The organism is Pseudacidovorax intermedius, from assembly GCF_003350475.1.
GTDB classification, from domain to species: Bacteria; Pseudomonadota; Gammaproteobacteria; order Burkholderiales; family Burkholderiaceae_C; genus Xenophilus; species Xenophilus intermedius.
The window spans coordinates 758973-780303 of record NZ_QQAV01000001.1 but is presented as its reverse complement, the minus strand read 5'-3'; the positions used below and the strand labels follow the sequence as shown (position 1 = coordinate 780303).

The window sequence follows — 21331 nt, the reverse complement described above, 5'->3', positions numbered from 1 at the left end:
ACCGGTGTTGCGTCGCCGCCGGCCGATCGGCTTTCCGGTCCGATGGACGACCTGGACGGCGGCCTGCGCCGCCGTCGTGCTGGCCGGATGCGCCAGCGCGCCGCGCGACGGCCCACCCCGCAACCCGCCCCCGGGGCTGGCCCAGACGCCCGATGCCGAGCCCCGTGTGGAGCCCATCCGCGGCGCGGGCGGGACCAGCCGTCCCTACACCGTCGCCGGCCGCAGCTACACGCCCATCACCGACGACCGCCCGCTCGTCGAGCGTGGTCTGGCCTCCTGGTATGGCCAGGGCTTCCATGCGCGCTCCACCGCCACCGGTGAGCCCTACGACATGTACGCCATGACGGCTGCGCACCGCACCATGCCGCTGCCCAGCTACGCGCGGGTGCGCAACCCGGCCAACGGGCGCGAGGTGATCGTGCGGGTGAATGACCGCGGCCCCTTCCGCGACGACCGCATCATCGACCTGAGCTACACCGCGGCGCTGCGGCTGGACCTGCTGCGCGGCGTCGCGCCGGTGGAAGTGGAGCGGCTGACCAACGAGGCGATCCGCACCGGCGCCTGGCGCCGGCCGTCGGACACGCAGCTGGCCGCGGCGCCGACGGCCGTCGCGTCGTCACGAGCGGTGGCGTCGTCGGCGCAGGCCGAGGCCGTGCCAGTGCCGGCGGCCTGGGTGCAGCCGGTCGCGGCCGTGCCGTCGGGTGCAGCGGCATCGCCTTCGGCGTCCGCACCCGTGCCGGTCTGGCGGCTGGCGCAGGCGTCCACGGCCGTGGCCAGCGATGCGGCGCCTGCGTCAGCGGCGCCCGAGCTGCCAGCAGCGATTGCGCCTGCAGCGTCACTGCCCGCCGAGCCGCCGCCGCGTTTCCGCAACATGGAAGTCGCGCCGCTGGCGCCGATGACGCCCGCGCCTGTGCCGGCGCCCGCTGCGCCAGCCTCGCCCGCTGCACCGGACGCAACGCTGCCCGGTTCGGCGGCCGCCCCTGGCGTGTCGCCACCGTCCGCCGCAGGCGCGGCAGCGTCTGCCTCGTCAGCCATCGCTGCAGGCGTATGGATGCAACTCGGTGCCTTCCGCGAGCGCGATGGGGCGCAGACGCTGCTGGCGCGCGTGGCCGCCTCCCAGCCCGAACTGGCGGGCCGCCTGCGCATCGTCGAAGAAGCGGGGGCGCACAAGGTGCAGGTCGGCCCCTATGCCACGCGCGACGCCGCGCAGGCGGCGGTCGGACCCCTGCGCGGTGCGCTGGGCCTGTCGCCCTTCGCGGTGGAACGCCGCTGAAGGCCTGGCCCGGCGGCTTCCGCCTCGGGCCGATCCGGGCGCAGCGGCCGAGTGCGGCTCAGGTGCCCTGCGGGGCGGGGCCGGCCGGCGAGCCGAGCCGACTCGTCAGTTCCTTGCGATAGCGATTCAGGTCCTGCACCGTCTTGAAACTGCGGTTGAACAACAGCCCCAGGTTGTGCAGGATGCGCTCGCCCACCTTGCCTTCCCACACCGCGTCGAAACGGATCTGCTGGTCGAGCCAGTGCTCCAGCCAGTCCGGATCGGGCATGCGGCTTTGCACCGTGTCGCGTGGGAACAGCGCCTTGTTGACATGCAGGTTGGTCGGGTGCAGCGCCTGGGCGGTGCGGCGGGCGCTGGCCATCAGCACGCCCACCTTGGCGAAGGCCGCACGCGCCTCGTCGCCGCACTTCTCGAGTGCGCGGCGCATGTAGCGCAGGTAGGCGCCGCCGTGGCGCGCCTCGTCCTGCGAGAGCGTGGTGTAGATGTGCTTGATGACCGGTTCGCTGTGCCATTCGGCCGCGCGGCGGTACCAGTGGTTCAGCCGGATCTCGCCGCAGAAGTGCAGCATCAGCGTCTCCAACGGAGGTGCGGGGTCGAAGTCGAAGCGCACCTGGTGGAGTTCTTCCTCGCTGGGCACGCAGTCGGGCCGGAAGCGGCGCAGGTATTCCATCAGCACCAGCGAGTGCTTCTGTTCCTCGAAGAACCAGATGGACATGAAGGCACTGAAGTCGCTGTCGTGCCGGTTGTCACGCAGGAACATCTCGGTCGCCGGCAGCGCGGCCCATTCCGTGATGGCGTTCATCTTGATGGTCTGCGCCTGTTCGTCGGACAGGCGCGCGCCGTCGAAGTCCTGCCAGGGGATGTCGGTCGCCATGTCCCAGCGAACCGATTCGAGCTGCTTGAAAAGATCGGGGTAAAGCATGTCCGAAGGTCTGTGGGTAAGCCTTGCATTGTCCCGGCCACCCGGGCGCATCGGTGCCGTTGTCCGAGCCGCCGCGGGGTCTTCCGCCGTATTGCGGAGACGGCCTTACGGAAATTTACAGACTCCCACGGGAACCATGGAAGTCGGCCTACGCTCGGAGAAAGGGTGAGCGCGGACCATTCCGCTCAACGGTTTTCGATGCTGCGAGGTCTTCCGGATTCAGAGCCGGTCGAAGCATCCCGAGGCGACTCTTCTCCTCCTCCCTCCCTCCCTCCTTCGTGTCGGGATATCTCGCAGCATCTTTTTAACAATTGGCATCGGTGCCTTGTCTCGCCGCGATGCTGCCCTCAAGGCGCGATTTCTCCATCGCGCCTTTTTCTTTGCCGGTGGTGTAGCGTCGGCGCGCGGCGCTCAGCGGGGGGCGGTGTCCTTGATGCTCGGCCGCTGGTGGAGCTTTTCGCACAGGCGGGCCAGCGAGGGATGCTCCGCCCGCCAGTCCAGGTCGGGGAAGCGGAAGCCGATCCAGTCCAGGGCGCAGACGACCGCGATGTCCGAGAGGCTCAGGTGGATGCCGCTGCAGAAGGGTTTGTCGCCCAGGCCCTTGGCCATGGCGGCGATGCCGGCCTCGACCTTGCCGCACTGGCGGTCCATCCAGGCCTGGCTGCGCTCGCGGTCGGCGCGCTTGGGCCAGACGGCTTCCATGCGCCAGAGCACGCCAGCGTCCATCACGCCGTCGGCCAGGGCTTCCCAGGTCTTCACCTCGGCGCGCTCGCGGCCCGAGGCGGGGATGAGCTTGCCCACCGGCGACAGGGTGTCGAGGTACTCGACGATCACGCGCGAGTCGAACATGGCGTCGCCGCCGTCCATCACCAGGCAGGGCACCTTGCCCAGGGGGTTGGAGGTGGCAATGGTGGTGTCGTCGGCCCACACGTCTTCCTGCACGAACTCGTAGTCCAGGCGCTTCTCGGCCATGACGACGCGCACCTTACGCACGTAGGGGCTGGACGTCGATCCGATGAGTTTCATGCAGGCAGGATCCTCGAAAGTGGGCCAGGGGAGGCGGGGCGCGGCGGATTCTAGAGGGAGCGCCGCCGGGCCGGCGCAGGCGCCTGCCGCCAAGGCGCCACCTACAATCCCGGGATGAGTTTCGCGCCCGTTTCCGCCCTTTCGCCCCTCGATGGCCGCTATGCCGGCAAGCTCGCGCCGCTGCGTCCGCTGATGAGCGAGCAGGGCTACATGCACCGCCGCGTCCAGGTCGAGGTGGCCTGGTTCATCGCCCTGTCCGATGCCGGTTTCGCCGAGTTCAAGCCGCTGACGCCGGGCGCCCGCAAGTACCTGATGGGCCTGGTCTCGCATTTCTCCGAAGCCGACGCGTTGGCGATCAAGGAGATCGAGAAGACCACCAACCACGACGTCAAGGCCGTGGAGTACTGGATCAAGTCCAAGTTCGAGGCCCGGCCCGAGCTGGAGTCCGCCGCCGAGTTCGTGCACTTCGCCTGCACCAGCGAGGACATCAACAACACCAGCCATGCGCTGCAGATCCAGGCCGCGCGCGACCAGGTGGTGCTGCCGGCGCTGGACGGCATCCTCGCCACGCTGCGCAAGATGGCCGGCGACTTCGCCGCCGTGCCCATGCTCAGCCGCACCCACGGCCAGACCGCCAGCCCGACGACCGTGGGCAAGGAGATCGCCAACGTCGCCGTGCGCCTGGCCAAGGCGCGCGAGCAGATCGCGGCGGTCAAGCTCATGGGCAAGATGAACGGCGCCGTGGGCAACTACAACGCCCATCTGGCGGCCTGGCCCGACTTCGACTGGGAGGCCTTCAGCCGCAAGGTCGTCGAGACCCCGGCGCCGCAGGGCCTGGGCCTGGTCTTCCAGCCCTTCAGCATCCAGATCGAGCCGCACGACTTCATGGCCGAGCTGTTCGATGCGCTGGCTCGGGCCAACACCATCCTGGTCGACTTCTCTCGCGACGTCTGGGGCTACATCAGCCTGGGTTATTTCAAGCAGCGGCTCAAGGCGGGCGAGATCGGCTCGTCGACCATGCCGCACAAGGTCAACCCGATCGACTTCGAGAACGCCGAAGGCAACCTGGGCCTGGCCAATGCCCTGCTGCGCCACCTGTCGGAAAAGCTGCCCATCAGCCGCTGGCAGCGCGACCTGACCGATTCGACCGTGCTGCGCAACGTCGGCGTGGCCTTCGGCTATGCCGTGCTGGCCTATGCCAGCCTGGCCACCGGCCTGGGCAAACTGGAGCTCAACGAGGCCGCCCTGGCCGAGGACCTGGACAGCAGCTGGGAAGTGCTGGCCGAGCCCATCCAGACCGTGATGCGCCGCTACGGCGTGGCGGGTGCCTACGAGAAGCTCAAGGAAGTGACCCGCGGCCAGGCCGTGACGGCCGAGGCGCTGCACGGGCTGATCCGTTCGCTCGAGATTCCCGAGGCCGAGAAGGAGCGCCTGCTCGCCATGACGCCCGGCAGCTACACGGGCAAGGCGGCCGAACTGGCCCGACGCGTGGGCGGCGGCCAGGCCTGATGGCGCTCAAGTCCACCATCTTCAAGGCCAACCTGGCCGTGGCCGACATCGACCACGGCTACTACGCCGACCATGCGCTGACCCTGGCCCGCCACCCGAGCGAGACCGACGAGCGCATGATGATCCGCCTGGCGGCCCTGGCCCTGCAGGCGCACCAGCTGCAGGCCATGTGCGGCGGCGACGGCCAGCTGGCCTTCGGCGCCGGCCTGTCCGACCCGGACGAGCCCGATGTCTGGCTGCGCGACTTCACCGGCCGCACGCGGCTGTGGATCGAGGTGGGCCAGCCCGAGGACAAGCCGGTCAGCAAGGCCTGCGGCAAGGCCGACCAGGTGGTCGTCTATGCCTTTGCCAGCTCCGCCGAAGTCTGGTGGCGCGGCATCGAGACCAAGCTGACCCGGCCGCAGAACCTGCAGGTGTGGCGCATTCCCACGGCGGCCTCGCAGCAACTCTCGGCCCTGGCCCAGCGCAGCATGCAACTGCAAGCCACGGTCCAGGAAGGCGTGCTCATGCTCGGCGACGCCGAACGATCGGTGGACATCGAGCCCCAGCGCTTGAAATGAACACCCCCCATGCCGCTTCGCGGCTCCCCCCTCTCTGTCGCCTTCGGCTCGGAGGGGGCGCACCCAGAGGCCTGGCGGAGCCAGTTCCTCGGGTGCCCTGGCGTGGCCTGCGCCGAGAGCCCTCGGCGACTGCCTACGTAGAGCTGCTGGGGGGCGGTAGGGCGCTCAAAGCCCCGGCATCGGCGCGCCGCAGTTCCAGCACTGCTCGAAGCCGCCTTCCACGAATTCCCCGCAGCGGCAGTGCCACTGGCGCTGCGGCGGCCGCTGCAGCGCGCCCAGCAGGCGCAGGGCGCGGCTGTGGTCGTCGTTGTGCTCGATCCACAACTCCGGCAGGCACTGGTCCGGCGGCAGCTGGCCGGCGGCGGCGCCCAGGTACTCGCGCTGCACGCTCACCGACAGCCCCACAGGGTGGCCAATGCCAGATTGGGGGCCTGGGCCAGGCGGCGCATGGGCGTGCGGGGATCCGCTCAGGGCGTCGGATCGCCGCCCGCCGGCGCGGCAGGGTCCGAGGGCGGCGGCTCGTCTGCAGCAGGCGCATCCGCCTCGCGCGCACGTTCGGCATAGCGGTTGAAGCGCCACGCCGTGTCCTGCATGGTGATGCGGCGCCAGGTCTGCCGCTTCTCGGCCGGGCTCATGGCCGGCCAATGCTGCACCTCGTCGAAGCTGCGTCCGCAGCCCTTGCATTCGTCGTCGCCCTGGCTGGTCGAGCAGATGGCGATGCACGGCGTGTCGGGGGTGGTCTCATACCAGGCCGTCCACGCCGCCCAGGCCTTCGGCGGAAAGCCGAACTCGTCGGCCTCGTCCTCGCGGTGGAAGACCATCAGCGCATAGACCTCGGCCAGCGCGCGCACCTCGGGCGCCAGGCTGATGCCATCGGGCGAGGGCTTCAGTCGCCGCCAGTGGTTGATGGCGGCCTCGATGTCGGTGATGTGGATGCCGGCCATGCAGGAGGAAACGTGGCGACCGCGACGGCCAGAATGCCGTCTTGATCGAAATGAGGGCGGGCGATCTTATCGCCATGGTTCCCGCCTTGCGCCTCGCAAGGGCGCTGTGTTCCAATCGCGCCGTTCGAAGGGGAGTAGCTCCCGGCCCGGCCCCACGCCGGCGCTGTCGGTCCTGTCGTCAGTACGAAGCGCAAGCTTCCGGCAGTTCCGGGTCCGGTATCCGCAAAGGAGCCGTTCCGAGCAAGACCTTTGATGAGCCCGCTTCGGGCTGATCAAGGCCGTCCTTCGGTTCCATGGTGCACCCCTCGGTGCACCTTCCTCGATCAGCCCGCAGCGGGCTGCCCTCCCCGGCAGGCGCCAGCCGCCTGCTCATCGGTCACAGGTATTGAGGAATCTATGGACTTTCTGACTTCTCCCGAGTTCTGGGTCGCACTCGGGCAGATCATCATCATCGACATCCTGCTGGGTGGCGACAACGCGGTCGTGATCGCGCTGGCCTGCCGCAAGCTGCCGCCCGCGCAGCGCACCAAGGGCATCATCTGGGGCACCGCCGGTGCCATCATCCTGCGGGTGGTGCTCATCGCCTTCGCGATGACGCTGCTGAACCTGCCCTTCCTGAAGCTGGTCGGCGCACTGCTGCTGGTGTGGATCGGCATCAAGCTGCTGGCGCCCGATGAAGAGGGCCACGGCGAAGTGGCGAGCAGCGACCGCCTGTTCGCCGCCATCAAGACCATCATCGTGGCCGACCTGGTGATGAGCGTGGACAACGTCATCGCGATCGCCGGCGCCGCCCAGAACGCGGGCGAGCACTCGCTGCTGCTGGTGGTGCTGGGCCTCGTGATCTCGATCCCGATCATCGTCTGGGGCAGCCAGCTGGTCATCAAGCTGATGGAGCGCTATCCGCTGATCATCACGCTGGGCGGCATGCTGCTGGGCTGGATCGCCGGCGGCATGCTGGTCACCGACCCGGTGCTGGCCAACCCCGACCGCTGGCAGTGGATGTTCAAGCTGCCGCAGACCGACGTGATCAGGTACGGTGCCCAGATTGCCGGTGCGCTGCTGGTGCTGGCCATCGGCAAGGCCGTGCTGGCCCGCCGCAGCAAGCAGGTGGCCGTGCACTGATCGCGCCCGAGGCCGGCTGAACCTTTTCGGTGGGCCGGCCTCCTTCTGTCATCCCCACTTTCCCGGCCCAAGGAGCCCCTCGATGGACAAGATCATCCTGTACGTGGACGACGCGGCCTATGCCGTGGAACACCTGGACCAGCTGGCACCGGCCGCGCCGGGCCGGCACTGGATCGTGGTGGCCTGCGCACCGCGCATGACCCACCGCATCAGCAAGTGGGTGAGCCACAGCGCGCGCGAGAACTGGCGCGCCAAGTGGTTCGCCCGCGTGCAGGAAGCGCTGGCGCCGCTGCTGGCCCGCGAGGGTGCGCAGGCGACGGCCGTGCTGGCCAAGGGGCCGCTGGTCGAGCTGACCCAGCGGCTGCATCTGGAGCACGGCGCCGCCCGCGTGGTGGATGCGCGCCGCCCCCGCATCGGCTCGACCATGGAGCCGTTGGTGCCCGCGGCGGCCGAGCCGGCGCCTCGCCGTCCGCTCGTGCCGGGCGCACGTGCGCTGCCGGGTGGCCTGGCGGGGCTCGCTGCCTTCCTGCTGCTGGCGCCTGGCCTGGCCGACTGAGCGGCGTGCCGGCCCGGCCGGCATGCGGCCCGTCGTCAGGTCCACCGGCTATGCTGGCGCCATGCGATTGATCCTCAAATGGGTGCTCAGCGCCTTGGCGCTGCTGATGGTCACCTACCTCTACGGCGGGGTGCAGATCTCGGGATTCGGCAGCGCGATGATCGCCGCGGCCGTGCTCGCACTGCTCAACGTCTTCGTGCGGCCCGTGCTGGTGATCCTGACCCTCCCGGTCACGCTGGTCACCCTCGGACTGTTCCTCTTCGTCGTCAATGCGCTCATCTTCTGGATGGCCTCGGGACTGCTGCCGGGCTTCCATGTCGACGGCTTCTGGGCGGCGCTGTTCGGCTCGCTGCTGTACTCGATCTTCGGCGTGATCATCGAGGCCGCCATCGGCGCCAGCCGCCGCTGAATAGTGAAACACCCCCCATGCCGCTTTGCGGCTCCCCCCTCACTGGCGCCTTCGGCTTGGAGGGGGGCGCACCCAGAGGCCCGACAAAGCCGGTTCCTCGGGTGCCCTGGCATGGCCTGCTCCGCGGCCACTCGATCCTTGTTGCTGCGGCGCTGACGCGGCCAGCCTACATCGGCTTCTCTTCCATCTGCTCGCGGGCGAGGCGTTCGATCTCGCGTGCGCGCACGTCCACGATCGAGGCCTCGATGTGGTCGATGCGGCCGCCCTTGGCGGTGGTCTCTCGCACGTAGTCCTGCGCGGCGCGGAAGCGGTCGCGCGCCGCCACGTAGTCCAGCTGGGCCACCTGGGACTCCGCTTCGGCGCGGATGGCGCGCAGCGTGTCGCCTTCCACGTCGTACAGGCCCCCGAGCAGGCGCCAGACGGTGGCGTCGCGCGGATGCGTGGCCACCCAGTCGCGCAGCACCGGCGCGGCCTCCGCGGCATGGGTCCGGGTCAGCAGGGCGGCCTGGCCGGCCATCAGCATCTCGCCCCGCGTCTTGGCGCGCACGTCGAGCAGGGCGACGGCTGCGGGCGCATTGCCGGCGCCCATCTCGATCTCGGCCGCCAGCAGCCGCGCCAGCCGGGCCGGTTCGCCGGCCGTGCCGACCTGCGTGCGCAGCTTCTGCGCCAGGCTGCGGGCGGCGGCCAGATCGCGCAGTTCCTTGGCGGCCATGGCGCCCGCATAGAGGGTGCCGGCCGTGGCCGCACTGGCCGGTGCCGTGCTGCCCTGCGCGGCCTGCACCCACTGGCGCAGCAGGTCCACGCCCGGGCGGCCCAGCACGCGGGCACGGGCCGCGATCATGGCGTGCTCGGGTGTCAGGGCCACGGTCGGTGGTGGCGCCCCTTCGCGGAACTGCACGCGCGCCTGCATCTCGGTGATGCGCTCGCTGGTCAGCGGGTGGCTGCGCAGGTAGGGATAGCTGCCGTTGTCGTTCAGCCGCGAGGCGTACTGCAGCTTCTCGAACATGACGGCGGCGCCCTGCGGCGCGAAGCCGGCCTGGCTCATCACGCCGAAGCCGATGCGGTCGGCCTCGCGCTCCATGTCGCGCGAGAAGTCCAGCTGCTTCTGCATGGCCATGGCCTGGCCGCCGACCATCATGGCCGAGCCCAGGTCGCCGCCGCTGCGGCCGCTCTTGCTCATCGCCAGGCCGCCCAGCAGCATGGCCGCCAGCATCAGCGGCATCTGCCGGCTCTGCTGCGTGAGCATGCGGGAGATGTGCCGCTGCGTGACGTGGGTGAGTTCATGTGCCAGCACCGAAGCCAGTTCGTCGCGGCTGCCCACGATGGCGATGAGCCCGGTGTTCACGCCCAGGTAGCCGCCAGGCAGCGCGAAGGCATTGATGCTGCGGTCGCGGCCGATCAGCAGCACCCAGGCGAAGCGTTCGTCCAGCTCGGGCGTGAGCTCGCCGCGTTGGCGGGCCGCGGCAAGCAGCGGCTGCCAGATGCCCTGGACGTAGTCGGCGAGCACCGGGTCGTCCACGAAGTCCGGATCGCGGTAGAGCTCGCGGGCGATGCGGTCGCCCAGTTCGCGCTCGGTGCCGGTGCTCATTTCGGCGCCATCGCCCAGGCCGGGCAGCGGGCGGGCGGGCGTCAGGGTCTGGGCATGGAGGGGCACAGCAGCGAGCTGGGCGGCCGCCAGGGCCACGGCCAGCGCGACACGCGCACCCCGCCGCGGTCGTCGCGGCCCAGACAGCGAAGAGATACCGCGCGCAGCGGTGGACGGCGGGGCAGGCATGTCGCGGAGGGTGGCAGAAGACGGCATCGGACGCGGCATCGGTGGCTTTTTCCGGCCCGTATGATGCGCCTCCCGCCGGATCGTTCAGCCCCATGTCCTCACCCCTCACCCATTTCGACGCCCAGGGCCAGGCCCACATGGTGGACGTGGCGGCCAAGCCGGCCACGCACCGCATCGCGATCGCGCAAGGGCGCATCCGCATGCAGGCGGCCACGCTGGCGCTGGTCGAATCGGGCACAGCCAAGAAGGGCGACGTGCTGGGCGTGGCGCGCATCGCCGGCATCCAGGCGGCCAAGAAGACCAGCGACCTGATCCCGCTTTGCCATCCGCTGGCCATCACCCGCGTGGCGGTCGAGTTCGAGACCGAGCCGGGCGCCGAGCCCGCCGTGCGCTGCCGCGCGACGGTCGAGACGGTCGGCCCGACGGGCGTGGAGATGGAAGCGCTGACCGCTGTGCAGGTGGCGCTGCTGACCATCTACGACATGTGCAAGGCCGCCGACCGCGGCATGGTGATCGACGGTGTGCAGGTGCTGGAGAAGCACGGCGGCAAGTCGGGCTCGTACATCGCCCCGTCGGCCTGAGCGCGCCTGCTCTCGAATCATCGAAGTCCGGCCGTGCCGGCGCATCGGCGCTTTGCGGGCGCCGGCGAGGCGCACGGCCTCACCCTTCGTCTGGCCGCTTGCGCCGCAGCGCCTCGATCACCTGCCGCGCGCCCAGCCCGAGCGGGCGCTCCTTGGACCACACCACGTCCACCCACAGGTCCAGCCGGTTGCTGAGGTTCTCGAACGGGATCTCCACCAGCGCGCCCGCCGCCACATGCGGCTGCACGAAGGGCCTGGGCAACCAGCCCCAGCCCAGGCCGGCCGTCAACAGGCTCAGCGCCGCCAGCGCGTTGTCGGTGCGCCAGGTGTGGCGGGCGAAGACGGTGCGCGGATCTCGCTGCGCCGGGTCGCGGCCGGCCACCACGATCTGGCGCGTGTCGATCAGGTGCTGCTCCCGCAGGCGGCCGCCGGCGGCGACCAGCACCGGATGGTCCGGCGCCATCACGGCGACCAGCGTCTCGGTCGCCACCTCCTGGAAGCCCTCGCGGCCGTCGAGGCTGGGCCGCTCGAAGACCAGTGCGAGCTGCGCCCGGCCGCTGTGTAGCAGCGCGAGCGCATCGGCCTGCGGGGCCGCCAGCACTTCCACCTCCAGCGAGGGATGCGACTGCGCCAATGCGGCCAGCGGCTGGCTCCAGGGGCCGCTCAGCAGTTCGGGCGCGATGGCGAGCGTCAGCCGCTCCTCCAGCCCCTGCGTCAGGGCCAGGGCCTGCACCTCCAGCGCCTTGAGCTGGGCGGCGAGCAGCCGGGCCTGTGGTTCCAGCGAGCGGGCAGCGGCGGTGGGGCGTGGCTCGCGGCCGCTACGGTCGAAGAGTTGCAGGTCCAGCTCGGCCTCGAGCTGAGCGATGCCCATGCTCACCGCCGAGGGCACGCGCCGCAAGGCGCGGGCGGCCGCCGAGAACGAACCGTGGTCGAGCACCGCGAGGAAAAGGGCGACATCGTCGCTGTTGAGCATGCCGATCTTTCAGTGAATCTGAAAGAAGCTGACTTTATGTGTCAGTGCGGGAGAAATAAAGTGACACCGTCAACCCACGTGTTTCGAGCAAACAGAAAGAAGAAAGCCATGCAGGGCATCAAGCGCCGCGTCGTCTACATCAGCCTCTATGAAGGCATCGCCATCGTGGTGGCCAGCCTGGGGCTGGCGTGGATGTCGGGGCAGGGCGTGGGCCATTCCGGCGTGGTGGCGGTGATGGCGTCGGCCATCGCCATCGCCTGGAACCTGCTGTTCAACACCCTGTTCGAGCGCTGGGAGGCGCGCCAGGCCAAGCGCGGCCGCAGCCTGGGCCGCCGGGTGGCGCACGCCATCGGCTTCGAGGGCGGGCTGGTGATGCTGCTGGTGCCCACCATCGCCTGGTGGCTGGAGATCAGCCTGTGGGAGGCGCTGGTGATGGACCTGGCCCTGGTGGTGTTCTTCCTGGTCTACACCTTCGTCTTCAACTGGGTGTTCGACGCGGTGTTCGGGCTGCCCGCCTCGGCGGCGGCGCGACCTGCCGGCGCTGCCTGAGGGCCGTAGCGCTGCGCTGACGGAGGCCGGGGCGCGCGCCGGTCTTTCGGGGTTATCCCGGGTCGAGCCCTATAAAATCCGCGCTCCCCGCGCAAGGAGCGTTGCAACGGCGGGCCCTGGCACACCACCTGCGGTGGCGCCCGAGCGGCCCGGACCGTGAGGCTTGGCGGGGCCGGACGCCGGCCGCCAGGCGCCGGCTGCAACGACGCTCACCTGATTCCCGCCCCCAGGTGTGCCGTCCATGAGTTCCTCCGCCCCTTCCGTTCCCCCCATGCTGCTGTCCGGCCTGGAGCCGGTCGTCATCGACGCGGGCACGCTGTTCGTCAACATCGGCGAGCGCACCAACGTCACGGGTTCCAAGGCCTTTGCCCGCATGATCCTGAACGGCCAGTTCGAGGAAGCGCTGGCCGTGGCCCGTCAGCAGGTCGAGAACGGCGCCCAGGTGATCGACATCAACATGGACGAGGCCATGCTGGACAGCAAGGCGGCCATGGTGCGCTTCCTGAACCTGATCGCCAGCGAGCCCGACATCGCGCGCGTGCCGATCATGGTCGACAGCTCCAAGTGGGAGGTGATCGAGGCCGGCCTGCGCTGCATCCAGGGCAAGGGCATCGTCAACTCCATCTCCATGAAGGAGGGCGTGGACAAGTTCAAGCACGAGGCGCGGCTGATCCGCCGCTACGGCGCCGCCGCCGTGGTGATGGCCTTCGACGAGCAGGGCCAGGCCGACACCTATGCCCGCAAGATCGAGATCTGCGAGCGGGCCTACCGGGTGCTGGTCGACGAGGTGGGCTTTCCGCCCGAGGACATCATCTTCGACCCCAACATCTTCGCGGTGGCCACGGGCATCGAGGAGCACAACAACTACGCCGTCGACTTCATCGAGGCCACGCGCTGGATCAAGGCCAACCTGCCGGGCGCCAAGGTGTCGGGCGGCGTGTCGAACGTGAGTTTCAGCTTCCGCGGCAATGACCCGGTGCGCGAGGCGATCCACACCGTCTTCCTGTACCACGCCATCCAGGCGGGCATGGACATGGGCATCGTCAACGCCGGCATGGTGGGCGTGTACGACGACCTGGAGCCCCAGCTGCGCGAGCGCGTGGAAGACGTGGTGCTCAACCGCCGCGCCGACGCCGGCGAGCGCCTGGTCGAGATCGCCGAGACCGCCCGCAGCGGCGCCAAGGACGAGGGCAAGAAGCTCGAATGGCGCGGCACGCCCGAACAGCCGAAGTCCGTGGATGAGCGCCTGGCCCATGCACTGGTGCACGGCATCACCGACTTCATCGTCGCGGACACCGAAGAGGCCTACCAGGCCATCGTGGCCCGGCCGGGCGGCCGGCCGCTGCACGTCATCGAAGGGCCCTTGATGGACGGCATGAACATCGTGGGCGACCTGTTCGGCGCCGGCAAGATGTTCCTGCCGCAGGTGGTCAAGAGCGCCCGCGTGATGAAGCAGGCCGTGGCCCACCTCATTCCCTACATCGAGGAAGAGAAGAAGCGCGACGAGGCCGCGGGCCGCGACGTGCGCTCCAAGGGCAAGATCGTCATCGCCACCGTCAAGGGCGACGTGCACGACATCGGCAAGAACATCGTCACTGTCGTGCTCCAGTGCAACAACTTCGAAGTGGTGAACATGGGCGTGATGGTCCCGTGCCACGAGATCCTGGCGCGCGCCAAGGTCGAGGGCGCGGACATCGTCGGCCTGTCGGGCCTGATCACGCCCAGCCTGGAAGAGATGCAGTACGTGGCCGGCGAGATGCAGAAGGACGAGCACTTCCGCATGAGGAAGATCCCGCTGCTGATCGGCGGCGCCACCACCAGCCGGGTACACACGGCCGTCAAGATCGCGCCGCACTACGAAGGCCCGGTGGTCTACGTGCCCGATGCCTCGCGCAGCGTGAGCGTGGCGCAGAGCCTGCTGTCGGAACAGGCGGCGAACTACATCGCCGAGCTCAACGCCGACTACGACAAGGTGCGCCAGCAGCATGCCAACAAGAAGCAGGTGCCGCTGTGGCCGCTGCCCAAGGCACGCGCCAACAAGACGCCCATCGACTGGACGGGCTACCAGCCGCCCAAGCCGAAGTTCATCGGCCGGCGCATGTTCCGCAACTACGACCTGGCGGACCTGGCGAAGTACATCGACTGGGGCCCCTTCTTCCAGACCTGGGACCTGGCCGGCCCCTTCCCGCAGATCCTCAAGGACGAGATCGTGGGCACCGAGGCCCAGCGCGTGTTCAGCGACGGCAAGCGCATGCTGCAGCGGCTGATCGAAGGCCGCTGGCTCACGGCCAATGCGGTGGTGGGCTTCTGGCCGGCCAACACTGAGCGCGACGACGACATCGTGCTGTATGCCGACGAGTCGCGCCAGACGCCGCTGCTCACCTGGTACGGCCTGCGCCAGCAGACCGAGAAGCAGGCGGTGGATGGCGTGATGCGGCCCAGCCGCTGCCTGGCCGACTTCGTGGCGCCGCGCGAATCCGGCGTGGCCGACTACGTGGGTGCCTTCGCCGTCACGGCGGGCATCGGCGCCGAGAAGCGCGAGAAGTACTTCCTCGACGACCTGGACGACTACTCCGCCATCATGTTCAAGGCCCTGGCCGACCGCCTGGCCGAGGCCTTTGCCGAGGCGCTGCATCACCGCGTGCGCCTGGACCTGTGGGGCTACGCGGCCGACGAGCAGCTGAGCAATGACGAGATGATCAAGGAGCAGTACCGCGGCATCCGTCCGGCGCCGGGCTATCCGGCCTGCCCCGACCACAGCGTCAAGGGCCCGATGTTCGAGCTGCTGCAATGCGCCGAGATCGGCATGGGCCTGACCGATTCGCTGGCGATGACGCCAGCGGCCAGCGTCTCGGGCTTCTACCTGAGCCATCCCGAGAGCACCTACTTCAACGTCGGCAAGATCGGCCACGACCAGCTGCAGGACCAGGCGGCGCGCCGCAAGCTGGCCGAGGCGGACCTGGAGCGGCTGCTGGCGCCGAACTTATGAACTCCCCCCCAAGCCGCTTCGCGGCTCCCCCCCTCTCTGGCGCCTTCGGCTTGGAGGGGGGGCACACCCGGCGGCCTGGCGAAGCCAGTTCCGCGGGTGCTCTGGCGAGGTCCGCCGAGCGGTGCCGCTCGCCTGAACTTCTTGATCCCCACTGGAGGCTGCCATTCTGCAGAAGCTGAGCTTCACGGCCGTGCACCTGGCCGGTCTGGCCGTGGTGCTGTTGGCACTCTGGGGCGCGGGCGACGCGTTGATGCGGCGCATGTGGGCAAGCGCCGGCGACACGCCCGGTCGCGAGGACCCCTGGCTGCGCATGGCGCTGTCCGCCGCCACCGGCCTGGGCCTGGCCATCGTGGCGCTGCAGGCGCTGGGCATCGCGGGCCTGCTGAAGCCGCCGGGCACGCTGACGCTGCTGGCCATCGGGCTGGTGCTGGCGCTCTGGCGCCTGCCCGCGCAGTGGCGGCTGCTGCGCGCCCTGCCGTCAGGCCCGCCGCTGGGCCGCGCCGAGCGCGTGGCGACCGTGGTCGCCATCGGTGCCTTCGTCATCAGCCTCTTCGAGCCGATGGCACCGCCGCATGCCTTCGACGAGATGATGTACCACCTGCCCTATGCGCGGCAGGTGGCCGAGAACGGCGCGCTGGGCATCCACGACTGGCTGCGCTATCCCTGGTTCCCCTACAACTACGACCTGCTCTATGCGGCGGCCCTGCCGCTCGCGGGGGACGTGTTCCCGCATCTGCTGCACGCGCTGGGCGGCTGGCTGGCGGCCGCGCTGGTGTGGCGCCTGGCTGTGACGCACACCGACCGCATCTGCGCTGCGATTGCGGCGGCGGTGTGGCTGATGATGGGCGAGTTCTTCAACGCCCTCATCGACATGGGCGTGGCGCTGTTCGTGGTGTCGGCCTTCACCGTGCTCTGGCTGTGGTGGAGCACGCCGGTCACGCCGGCGCAGCCGCGGCGGCCGGCGCGCTGGCTGGGCCTGGCCGCCTTCTACCTGGGCGTGGCGGCAGGCAGCAAGTACCAGGCGCTCACCTTCCTGCCGCTGGTGGCCGTGTGCGTGGCCTGGCGCGAGCGCCGGCCGGGGCCCTGGCTGCTGGCGCTGGGCTGCTTTCTGCTGCCCTGCATCTACTGGTTCGGCCGCAACTGGCTGCAGACCGGCGACCCGTTCAATCCCATCGGCGCCAAGGTGTTCGGCTTCACCAACTGGAACCTGGACGACTATCAGCGCCAGGTCGACGACGTGCGTGCCCATGCCGCGCTGCCCAACGTCATGCTGTGGCCGGCGCTGCTGGTGCCCTTCGCGGCGGTCTGGAAGACGCGGCCCGCGGTGCGCGCCGCGGCGCTGTTCGGCGCTTGGTCGGTCCTCGTATGGCTGGCCACCTCGCGCTATCCGCGCTACATGGCGGCCTCGTTCCCGATCCTGGCCTGGCTGGGCGCGATCGGCTGGTGCCAGCTGTGGCGCTGGGCCGCTGCCGCGCTGCAGCGGCGCGTCGGCGACCGGGCGCGCGCACGGTCGGTGGCCGGGCTCGGCGTCGTCTTTCTGTCCGTGCTCGTCGTGGCCGGCGGGGTGCGGCTGTGGAACCACATCCGCCAGATTGCGCCCACACCCGAGACGCGGGAGGCCTTCCTGGCCCGCAACGTGCCGGGTTACGTGGTGCTGAGCTGGCTGCGCGCGCATCCGCAGCCCGGCCGCCTCTATCAGGTGGGCCTGAGCGACGCGATCTACTTCGCGCCCAACCCGGTCTGGGGTGATGTGTTCGGCCCCTACCGCTACGTCGATTTCCTGCTGCTGCCCGCCCCCGAGATGGCGCGCAGGTTGGTGCAGCACGGCTTCGGTACCATCGTCGTCCAGACGGCGCTCGGGCCCTATGTCGATGGCAAGCCCGGCTTCGAGCACCACTTCACGCTGCTGGTCGAGCGCGATGGCGTGAAGGCGTACCGGATCGTCCCGGACCCGTCCTGATGCCTCTGCCGCTCTTCCGCCGCCTCGTCACCACCACCGATCTGCCCGCATGCGCATTGCCGCCGTCATCCCCTGCTACAACGAAGCCCTGGCCATCGCCCAGGTGATCGAGGGCTTCCGCACCCATCTGCCGCAGGCCCAGGTGCATGTGTTCGACAACGCGTCCAGCGACGACACCGCCGCCGTGGCCCGGGCTCATGGGGCGCGGGTGACCACCGTGCGCCTGCGCGGCAAGGGCAACGTGGTGCGGCGCATGTTCGCCGACGTCGAGGCCGACATCTACATCATGGTCGACGGCGACGCCACCTACGACCTGGCCCGGCTGCCCGAGATGATCGACATGCTGGTGCAGGGCAACCTCGACATGGTGGTGGGTGCCCGGCAGGACGACCAACAGGACGCGCAGACCTACCGCCGCGGCCATCGCCTCGGCAACCGCATGCTGACGGGGGCCGTGGTCAAGCTCTTCGGTGGCGAGTTCAGCGACATGCTGTCGGGGCTGCGGGTTTTTTCGCGCCGGTATGTGAAGTCCTTCCCGGCGCTGTCGCAGGGCTTCGAGACCGAGACCGAGCTCACGGTGCATGCGCTGGAACTTCGCATGCCCTGGGGCGAGCTGCCTGTGCGTTACCTGTCGCGGCCCGAGGGCTCGGAGAGCAAGCTGTCGACCTACCGGGATGGCTGGCGCATCCTGGTCACCATCACCAAGCTGTTCGTGAGCGAGCGGCCGCTGTTGTTCTTCGTGATCGTGGCGGCCGTGCTGGCGCTGGCCTCACTGGGCCTGGCCCTGCCGCTGGTGCTGACCTATCTCCATACCGGCCTCGTGCCGCGCCTGCCGACGGCGGTGCTGGCCACCGGCCTGATGCTCGCCGCCATGCTGTCGGCCAGCTGCGGCGCCGTGCTGCGCACCGTCACGCTGGGGCGGCGCGAGGTCAAGCGCATCGCTTACCTCGCCATTCCCGGCGCGGCGCGTCTGGCAACGCCGGTGAGCGCACCGTGAGCGCCCGCCAGGCCGCTTCTGCGAAAGTGCGCGAGTGATCTCAGGCCCGCTGCTGCGTCGGCTGCTGAGCTTCGGCATTGCCGGCGTCATCGGTTTCGGCGTCGATGCCGGCCTGCTGTACCTGCTGGCGCCGCATGTGGGCTGGTATGCGGGGCGGGTGCTGTCCTTCTGGGGCGCGGCCACGGCCACCTGGCTGATCAACCGGCGCTTCACCTTTGCCGATGGCGCGCGGCGCCTGCCGCTGTGGCACGAATACCTGCGCTACCTCGCCGCCATGCTGGGCGGCGCGCTCGTCAACTACGCGGCCTATGTGGCCGTGCTGCACACGCTGAACGGGCCCGCCGCGCCGCTGCTCGGCGTGGCGGCCGGCAGCGTCGCCGGCATGGGCGTCAACTACCTGTCGGCGCGCTACCTGGTCTTCAAACGCTGAGCCAGGCGGGCGCGTTGGCTCAATGCGCGCCGGACACCACCACGGGCACTTCCGTGGCTGGCGGCGTGTTGCGGCTGCGGCCGCAGCGCACGATGCCGTCGATCATCACCATGCCCACGCCCGGCAGGTCGCCGAGCTGCACGCTTTCCAGCAGCGTGCGGCCGGCCGTGTGCTGGGCACGGTCCATGAACACGAAGTCGGCGGCGTAGCCCTTATCGATCAGGCCGCAGTTGAGCTTGCGCATGCGGGCCGTGTTGCCGGTGGCGAAGCAGAACACCAGCTCGGCCGGGATGTTGGCCAGCGACGAGAGCATGGCGATCATGCGAAGGATGCCCAGCGGCTGCACGCCCGAGCCGGCGGGGCCGTCGGTGCCCAGGATCACGCGGTGCGGGCACTTGAGCTCCAGCGCCGCCTTGGCCGCCGCGATGGCCACGCGCTCGTTGCCGTTGTGCACGATCTCGATGCCGCGGGTGCTCTTCTCGCACAGCTCGCACACGTGCGCCTCGGGCAGCGAGGTGTGGCCGCCGTTGATGTGGCCGATGATGTCGGCATCGGCCTCCAGCACCACGTCCTTGTCGATCAGGCCCGAGCCGGGAATCGATGGGCCGCCTGTGTGGATGGTGCTCTGGATGCCGTACTTGCGGGCCCAGGCCACCATCTCCTTGGCCTCGTAGCCTGCCTTGACGCTGCCCAGGCCCACCTCGCCCAGCAGGCCGACGCCGGCCTCGGCCAGTTCCTTGAAGTCGCTCTCGACCATGCCTTTCTCGATGACCGGTGCGCCGGCCAGCACCTTCACGCCGCCGGGACGGAAGGCGTCGAAGGCGCGCTGCGCGGTGATGGCCAGGGCCTTCAGGCCCACGATGTCCTTGGGCCGGCCGGGGTAGTGCACCTCCCCGGCGGAGATCATGGTGGTGACGCCGCCGTTCATGCTGGACTCGATCCAGTTGAGCTGGCTCTGGCGCGGCGTCCAGTCGCCGGCCACGGGGTGCACGTGGCTGTCGATCAGGCCCGGCGCCACGCAGGTCTGGCGCGCGTCGATGACGGTGGTGGCGCCTTCGACATCGCAGTCCTTGTAGCGGCCCACGGCGGCGATCAGGCCATCCTGGACCACGATGGTGTCGGCCTGCAGGATGGGCTGGTCGATGTCGCCCGAGAGCAGCAGCCCTATGTTCTGGATGACGACCTTGCCCGACTTGCCGGCGGTGGCGACTTCTGCCATTTTTGGGTTTCCTCGTGGGGTGGGAGAGATTCCGTGCTGTCGTCCAGCCGCACGGCGCGCAGCACCGTCTCGGTCACGAAGGCCTCCCAGTGCTGGGCGGCCTCGGGCGCATCGAGCTGCTCGCCCAGAAAGCTGGCGAGCGTGTAGCGGTTGGACATGTAGAAGTAGCCCGTCGCCGCGATCAGCAGGTAGACGTCGCGCGCGGCCAGGTCGGGGCGGAACAGGCCCTGGGCCATACCGCTCTCCAGGATCGAGGCGATCACCGCCACCGCCCGCGACGAGTATTCGCGCGCGCGCACCGACTTGGCGATGTGCCGGCCCTTGTGCAGGTTCTCGGTGTTGAGCAGGGTGACGAAGTCGGGATTGCGCCGGTAGTAGCCCAGCACGAAGCGGATCACCTCGGTCAGCGCTTCGACCGGGCGGGCCATGTCCAGCGCCATGGCGGCCTCGGCCTCGTCCATGCGCTGGTAGATGCCCTCCAGCACGGCCACGAACAGGCCTTCCTTGCTGCCGAAGTAGTAGTAGATCATCCGGTCGTACGACTTGGCCGCGCGCGAGATCTTCTCCACGCTGCCGCCCTCGTAGCCGTACCTGGCGAACACCTTGGTGGCCGCACGCAGGATGGCCTCGCGCGAGGCCTGCGCCTGCGCCTCGCGCACGCCGGTCTTGCGCTGCGGCTTGGCGGGCGTCTTGCGCGTGGCCACCTGGGTTACTTCTCTACAAAGGCACGTTCGACAACGTAGTCGCCGGGGGTGGTCGTGTTGCCTTCGTGGAAGCCGCGCTGCTCCAGGATCAGCTTCATGTCGGCCAGCAGCATGGGGCTGCCGCACAGCATCACGCGGTCTTCGGCGGGATTGAGCGGCGGCAGGCCCAGGTCGTCGGTGAGCTTGTTGCTGGTGATCAGGTCGGTGATGCGGCCCTGGTTGCGGAAGGGCTCGCGCGTGACGGTGGGGTAGTACAGCAGTTGCTCGCTCACCATCTCGCCCAGGAACTCGTGGTGCGGCAGGTCCTGCGTAATGGTGTCGTGGTAGGCCAGCTCGGCCACCTCGCGCACGCCGTGCACCAGGATGACCTTCTCGAACTTCTCGTAGGTCTCGGGGTCGCGGATCACGCTCAGGAAGGGCGCGACGCCGGTGCCGGTGCCGAACAGGTACAGCCGCTTCCCGGGCAGGGTGTAGTCGATCAGCAGCGTGCCGGTGGGCTTGCGGCCGACCACGATGGTGTCGCCGACCTTGATGTGCTGCAGGCGCGAGGTGAGCGGGCCGTCGGGCACCTTGATGCTCAGGAACTCGAGGTGCTCCTCGTAGTTTGCGCTCACGATGCTGTAGGCACGCAGCAGCGGCTTGCCGTCGACCTTGAGGCCGATCATCGTGAAGTGCCCGTTGGAAAAGCGCAGGGCAGGATCGCGCGTGGTGGTGAAGCTGAACAGGCGGTCGGTCCAGTGGTGGACGGTCAGGACGCGTTCTTCGGCGAAGGCACTCATAAGCTAATAACCAAATGAAAGGGAAGCTGGCGGGTGGCACGAGGGCATGCGCGCG

General features: G+C 69.5%; 20 protein-coding genes and 1 pseudogene. 12 read left to right on the top strand and 9 right to left on the bottom strand.

Translation table 11 applies throughout. The features are described 5' to 3' along the window. Nucleotides 1–4 precede the first annotated feature (4 nt). Nucleotides 5–1273 (top strand): septal ring lytic transglycosylase RlpA family protein, encoded by a 1269-nt coding sequence (locus DFR41_RS03425; RefSeq protein ID WP_244917630.1) that lies wholly within the window; start codon nt 5–7, stop codon nt 1271–1273. 58 nt (nt 1274–1331) lie between these two features. Here DFR41_RS03425 and DFR41_RS03420 read toward each other — a convergent pair whose 3' ends face one another. Together DFR41_RS03420 and DFR41_RS03415 are read right to left on the bottom strand one after the other, a co-directional pair. Further along, complete coding sequence (locus DFR41_RS03420; RefSeq protein ID WP_114801683.1) at nt 1332–2195, bottom strand: ferritin family protein; 864 nt, start codon at nt 2193–2195, stop codon at nt 1332–1334. A gap of 411 nt (nt 2196–2606) precedes the next feature. Beyond that, nucleotides 2607–3221 carry a glutathione S-transferase N-terminal domain-containing protein gene (locus tag DFR41_RS03415; protein WP_114801682.1) on the bottom strand — a complete coding sequence of 205 codons (615 nt, stop codon included), beginning with the start codon at nt 3219–3221 and terminating at the stop codon, nt 2607–2609. Between the two features lie 114 nt (nt 3222–3335). Here DFR41_RS03415 and purB point away from each other — a divergent pair, with 114 nt between their 5' ends. Next, nucleotides 3336–4730: an adenylosuccinate lyase gene (purB, locus tag DFR41_RS03410; protein WP_114801681.1), complete on the top strand. Its 1395-nt coding sequence runs from the start codon at nt 3336–3338 to the stop codon at nt 4728–4730. Further along, complete coding sequence (locus DFR41_RS03405; RefSeq protein ID WP_017758703.1) at nt 4730–5290, top strand: YaeQ family protein; 561 nt, start codon at nt 4730–4732, stop codon at nt 5288–5290. Before purB ends, DFR41_RS03405 begins: the two co-directional genes overlap by 1 nt. A gap of 165 nt (nt 5291–5455) precedes the next feature. Here the strand turns inward: DFR41_RS03405 and DFR41_RS03400 are convergent. Then, nucleotides 5456–5739 (bottom strand): annotated as a pseudogene (locus DFR41_RS03400) (DUF2007 domain-containing protein). An 18-nt stretch (nt 5740–5757) separates the two neighbouring features. Continuing rightward, nucleotides 5758–6234 (bottom strand): DUF3717 domain-containing protein, encoded by a 477-nt coding sequence (locus DFR41_RS03395; RefSeq protein WP_017759568.1) that lies wholly within the window; start codon nt 6232–6234, stop codon nt 5758–5760. A gap of 396 nt (nt 6235–6630) precedes the next feature. On the opposite strand from DFR41_RS03395, the gene DFR41_RS03390 reads away from it, so the two are divergent. The 3 genes from DFR41_RS03390 to DFR41_RS03380 all read left to right on the top strand — a co-directional run bounded on the left by DFR41_RS03390 (nt 6631) and on the right by DFR41_RS03380 (nt 8321). Beyond that, nucleotides 6631–7356 (top strand): TerC family protein, encoded by a 726-nt coding sequence (locus DFR41_RS03390; protein ID WP_017759569.1) that lies wholly within the window; start codon nt 6631–6633, stop codon nt 7354–7356. An 82-nt stretch (nt 7357–7438) separates the two neighbouring features. Beyond that, on the top strand, nt 7439–7912 hold the full coding sequence (locus tag DFR41_RS03385; RefSeq protein WP_114801680.1) for a hypothetical protein: 474 nt from the start codon (nt 7439–7441) through the stop codon (nt 7910–7912). A gap of 61 nt (nt 7913–7973) precedes the next feature. Further along, a complete protein-coding gene (locus DFR41_RS03380; RefSeq protein ID WP_043114101.1) occupies nt 7974–8321 on the top strand; it encodes a phage holin family protein in 348 nt (115 codons plus the stop codon). A gap of 166 nt (nt 8322–8487) precedes the next feature. Here the strand turns inward: DFR41_RS03380 and DFR41_RS03375 are convergent, their stop codons facing one another. Further along, a complete protein-coding gene (locus DFR41_RS03375; RefSeq protein ID WP_425326678.1) occupies nt 8488–9975 on the bottom strand; it encodes a M48 family metalloprotease in 1488 nt (495 codons plus the stop codon). A 212-nt stretch (nt 9976–10187) separates the two neighbouring features. On the opposite strand from DFR41_RS03375, the gene moaC reads away from it, so the two are divergent. Further along, nucleotides 10188–10676, top strand: coding sequence for a cyclic pyranopterin monophosphate synthase MoaC (gene moaC / locus DFR41_RS03370; RefSeq protein ID WP_017760040.1), 489 nt, complete (start codon nt 10188–10190; stop codon nt 10674–10676). A 79-nt stretch (nt 10677–10755) separates the two neighbouring features. Here moaC and DFR41_RS03365 read toward each other — a convergent pair whose 3' ends face one another. Then, nucleotides 10756–11649: a LysR family transcriptional regulator gene (locus tag DFR41_RS03365; protein ID WP_017760039.1), complete on the bottom strand. Its 894-nt coding sequence runs from the start codon at nt 11647–11649 to the stop codon at nt 10756–10758. Nucleotides 11650–11757: 108 nt separating this feature from the next. On the opposite strand from DFR41_RS03365, the gene DFR41_RS03360 reads away from it, so the two are divergent. The 5 genes from DFR41_RS03360 (at nt 11758) to DFR41_RS03340 (ending at nt 18574) form a co-directional block, all read left to right on the top strand. Beyond that, nucleotides 11758–12198: a PACE efflux transporter gene (locus DFR41_RS03360; RefSeq protein ID WP_017760038.1), complete on the top strand. Its 441-nt coding sequence runs from the start codon at nt 11758–11760 to the stop codon at nt 12196–12198. A gap of 271 nt (nt 12199–12469) precedes the next feature. Then, nucleotides 12470–15187, top strand: a complete 2718-nt coding sequence (gene metH / locus DFR41_RS03355; RefSeq protein ID WP_114801679.1) for a methionine synthase — start codon at nt 12470–12472, stop codon at nt 15185–15187. A gap of 190 nt (nt 15188–15377) precedes the next feature. Then, the gene (locus DFR41_RS03350) at nt 15378–17147 is read left to right on the top strand and encodes an ArnT family glycosyltransferase (RefSeq protein WP_244917629.1); all 1770 of its coding nucleotides are present in this window, start codon (nt 15378–15380) and stop codon (nt 17145–17147) included. 49 nt (nt 17148–17196) lie between these two features. After that, nucleotides 17197–18144, top strand: a complete 948-nt coding sequence (locus DFR41_RS03345; protein ID WP_017758771.1) for a glycosyltransferase family 2 protein — start codon at nt 17197–17199, stop codon at nt 18142–18144. A gap of 34 nt (nt 18145–18178) precedes the next feature. Next, entirely contained in the window at nt 18179–18574 is a 396-nt protein-coding gene (locus tag DFR41_RS03340) for a GtrA family protein (protein WP_017758772.1), read from the top strand. Between the two features lie 19 nt (nt 18575–18593). Here DFR41_RS03340 and DFR41_RS03335 read toward each other — a convergent pair whose 3' ends face one another. Genes DFR41_RS03335 through DFR41_RS03325 form a run of 3 tightly spaced genes read right to left on the bottom strand, consistent with a single transcriptional unit; the run spans nt 18594 to nt 21276 of the window. Further along, nucleotides 18594–19793 (bottom strand): amidohydrolase family protein, encoded by a 1200-nt coding sequence (locus DFR41_RS03335; protein ID WP_017758773.1) that lies wholly within the window; start codon nt 19791–19793, stop codon nt 18594–18596. Continuing rightward, nucleotides 19739–20497, bottom strand: a complete 759-nt coding sequence (locus tag DFR41_RS03330) for a TetR/AcrR family transcriptional regulator (RefSeq protein ID WP_114801677.1) — start codon at nt 20495–20497, stop codon at nt 19739–19741. The genes DFR41_RS03335 and DFR41_RS03330 overlap by 55 nt, the downstream gene beginning before the upstream one ends. Nucleotides 20498–20502: 5 nt before the next feature. After that, nucleotides 20503–21276 (bottom strand): ferredoxin--NADP reductase, encoded by a 774-nt coding sequence (locus tag DFR41_RS03325; protein ID WP_017758775.1) that lies wholly within the window; start codon nt 21274–21276, stop codon nt 20503–20505. Nucleotides 21277–21331 lie beyond the last annotated feature (55 nt).

Bases quoted from the DNA above. Each gene is read 5' to 3' on its own strand.
- DFR41_RS03420 (WP_114801683.1), bottom strand. From the start codon at position 2,195: ATGCTTTACCCCGATCTTTTCAAGCAGCTCGAATCGGTTCGCTGGGAC.
- DFR41_RS03415 (WP_114801682.1), bottom strand. From the start codon at position 3,221: ATGAAACTCATCGGATCGACGTCCAGCCCCTACGTGCGTAAGGTGCGC.
- purB (WP_114801681.1), top strand. From the start codon at position 3,336: ATGAGTTTCGCGCCCGTTTCCGCCCTTTCGCCCCTCGATGGCCGCTAT.
- DFR41_RS03405 (WP_017758703.1), top strand. From the start codon at position 4,730: ATGGCGCTCAAGTCCACCATCTTCAAGGCCAACCTGGCCGTGGCCGAC.
- DFR41_RS03395 (WP_017759568.1), bottom strand. From the start codon at position 6,234: ATGGCCGGCATCCACATCACCGACATCGAGGCCGCCATCAACCACTGG.
- DFR41_RS03390 (WP_017759569.1), top strand. From the start codon at position 6,631: ATGGACTTTCTGACTTCTCCCGAGTTCTGGGTCGCACTCGGGCAGATC.
- DFR41_RS03385 (WP_114801680.1), top strand. From the start codon at position 7,439: ATGGACAAGATCATCCTGTACGTGGACGACGCGGCCTATGCCGTGGAA.
- DFR41_RS03380 (WP_043114101.1), top strand. From the start codon at position 7,974: ATGCGATTGATCCTCAAATGGGTGCTCAGCGCCTTGGCGCTGCTGATG.
- moaC (WP_017760040.1), top strand. From the start codon at position 10,188: ATGTCCTCACCCCTCACCCATTTCGACGCCCAGGGCCAGGCCCACATG.
- DFR41_RS03365 (WP_017760039.1), bottom strand. From the start codon at position 11,649: ATGCTCAACAGCGACGATGTCGCCCTTTTCCTCGCGGTGCTCGACCAC.
- DFR41_RS03360 (WP_017760038.1), top strand. From the start codon at position 11,758: ATGCAGGGCATCAAGCGCCGCGTCGTCTACATCAGCCTCTATGAAGGC.
- metH (WP_114801679.1), top strand. From the start codon at position 12,470: ATGCTGCTGTCCGGCCTGGAGCCGGTCGTCATCGACGCGGGCACGCTG.
- DFR41_RS03345 (WP_017758771.1), top strand. From the start codon at position 17,197: ATGCGCATTGCCGCCGTCATCCCCTGCTACAACGAAGCCCTGGCCATC.
- DFR41_RS03335 (WP_017758773.1), bottom strand. From the start codon at position 19,793: ATGGCAGAAGTCGCCACCGCCGGCAAGTCGGGCAAGGTCGTCATCCAG.
- DFR41_RS03325 (WP_017758775.1), bottom strand. From the start codon at position 21,276: ATGAGTGCCTTCGCCGAAGAACGCGTCCTGACCGTCCACCACTGGACC.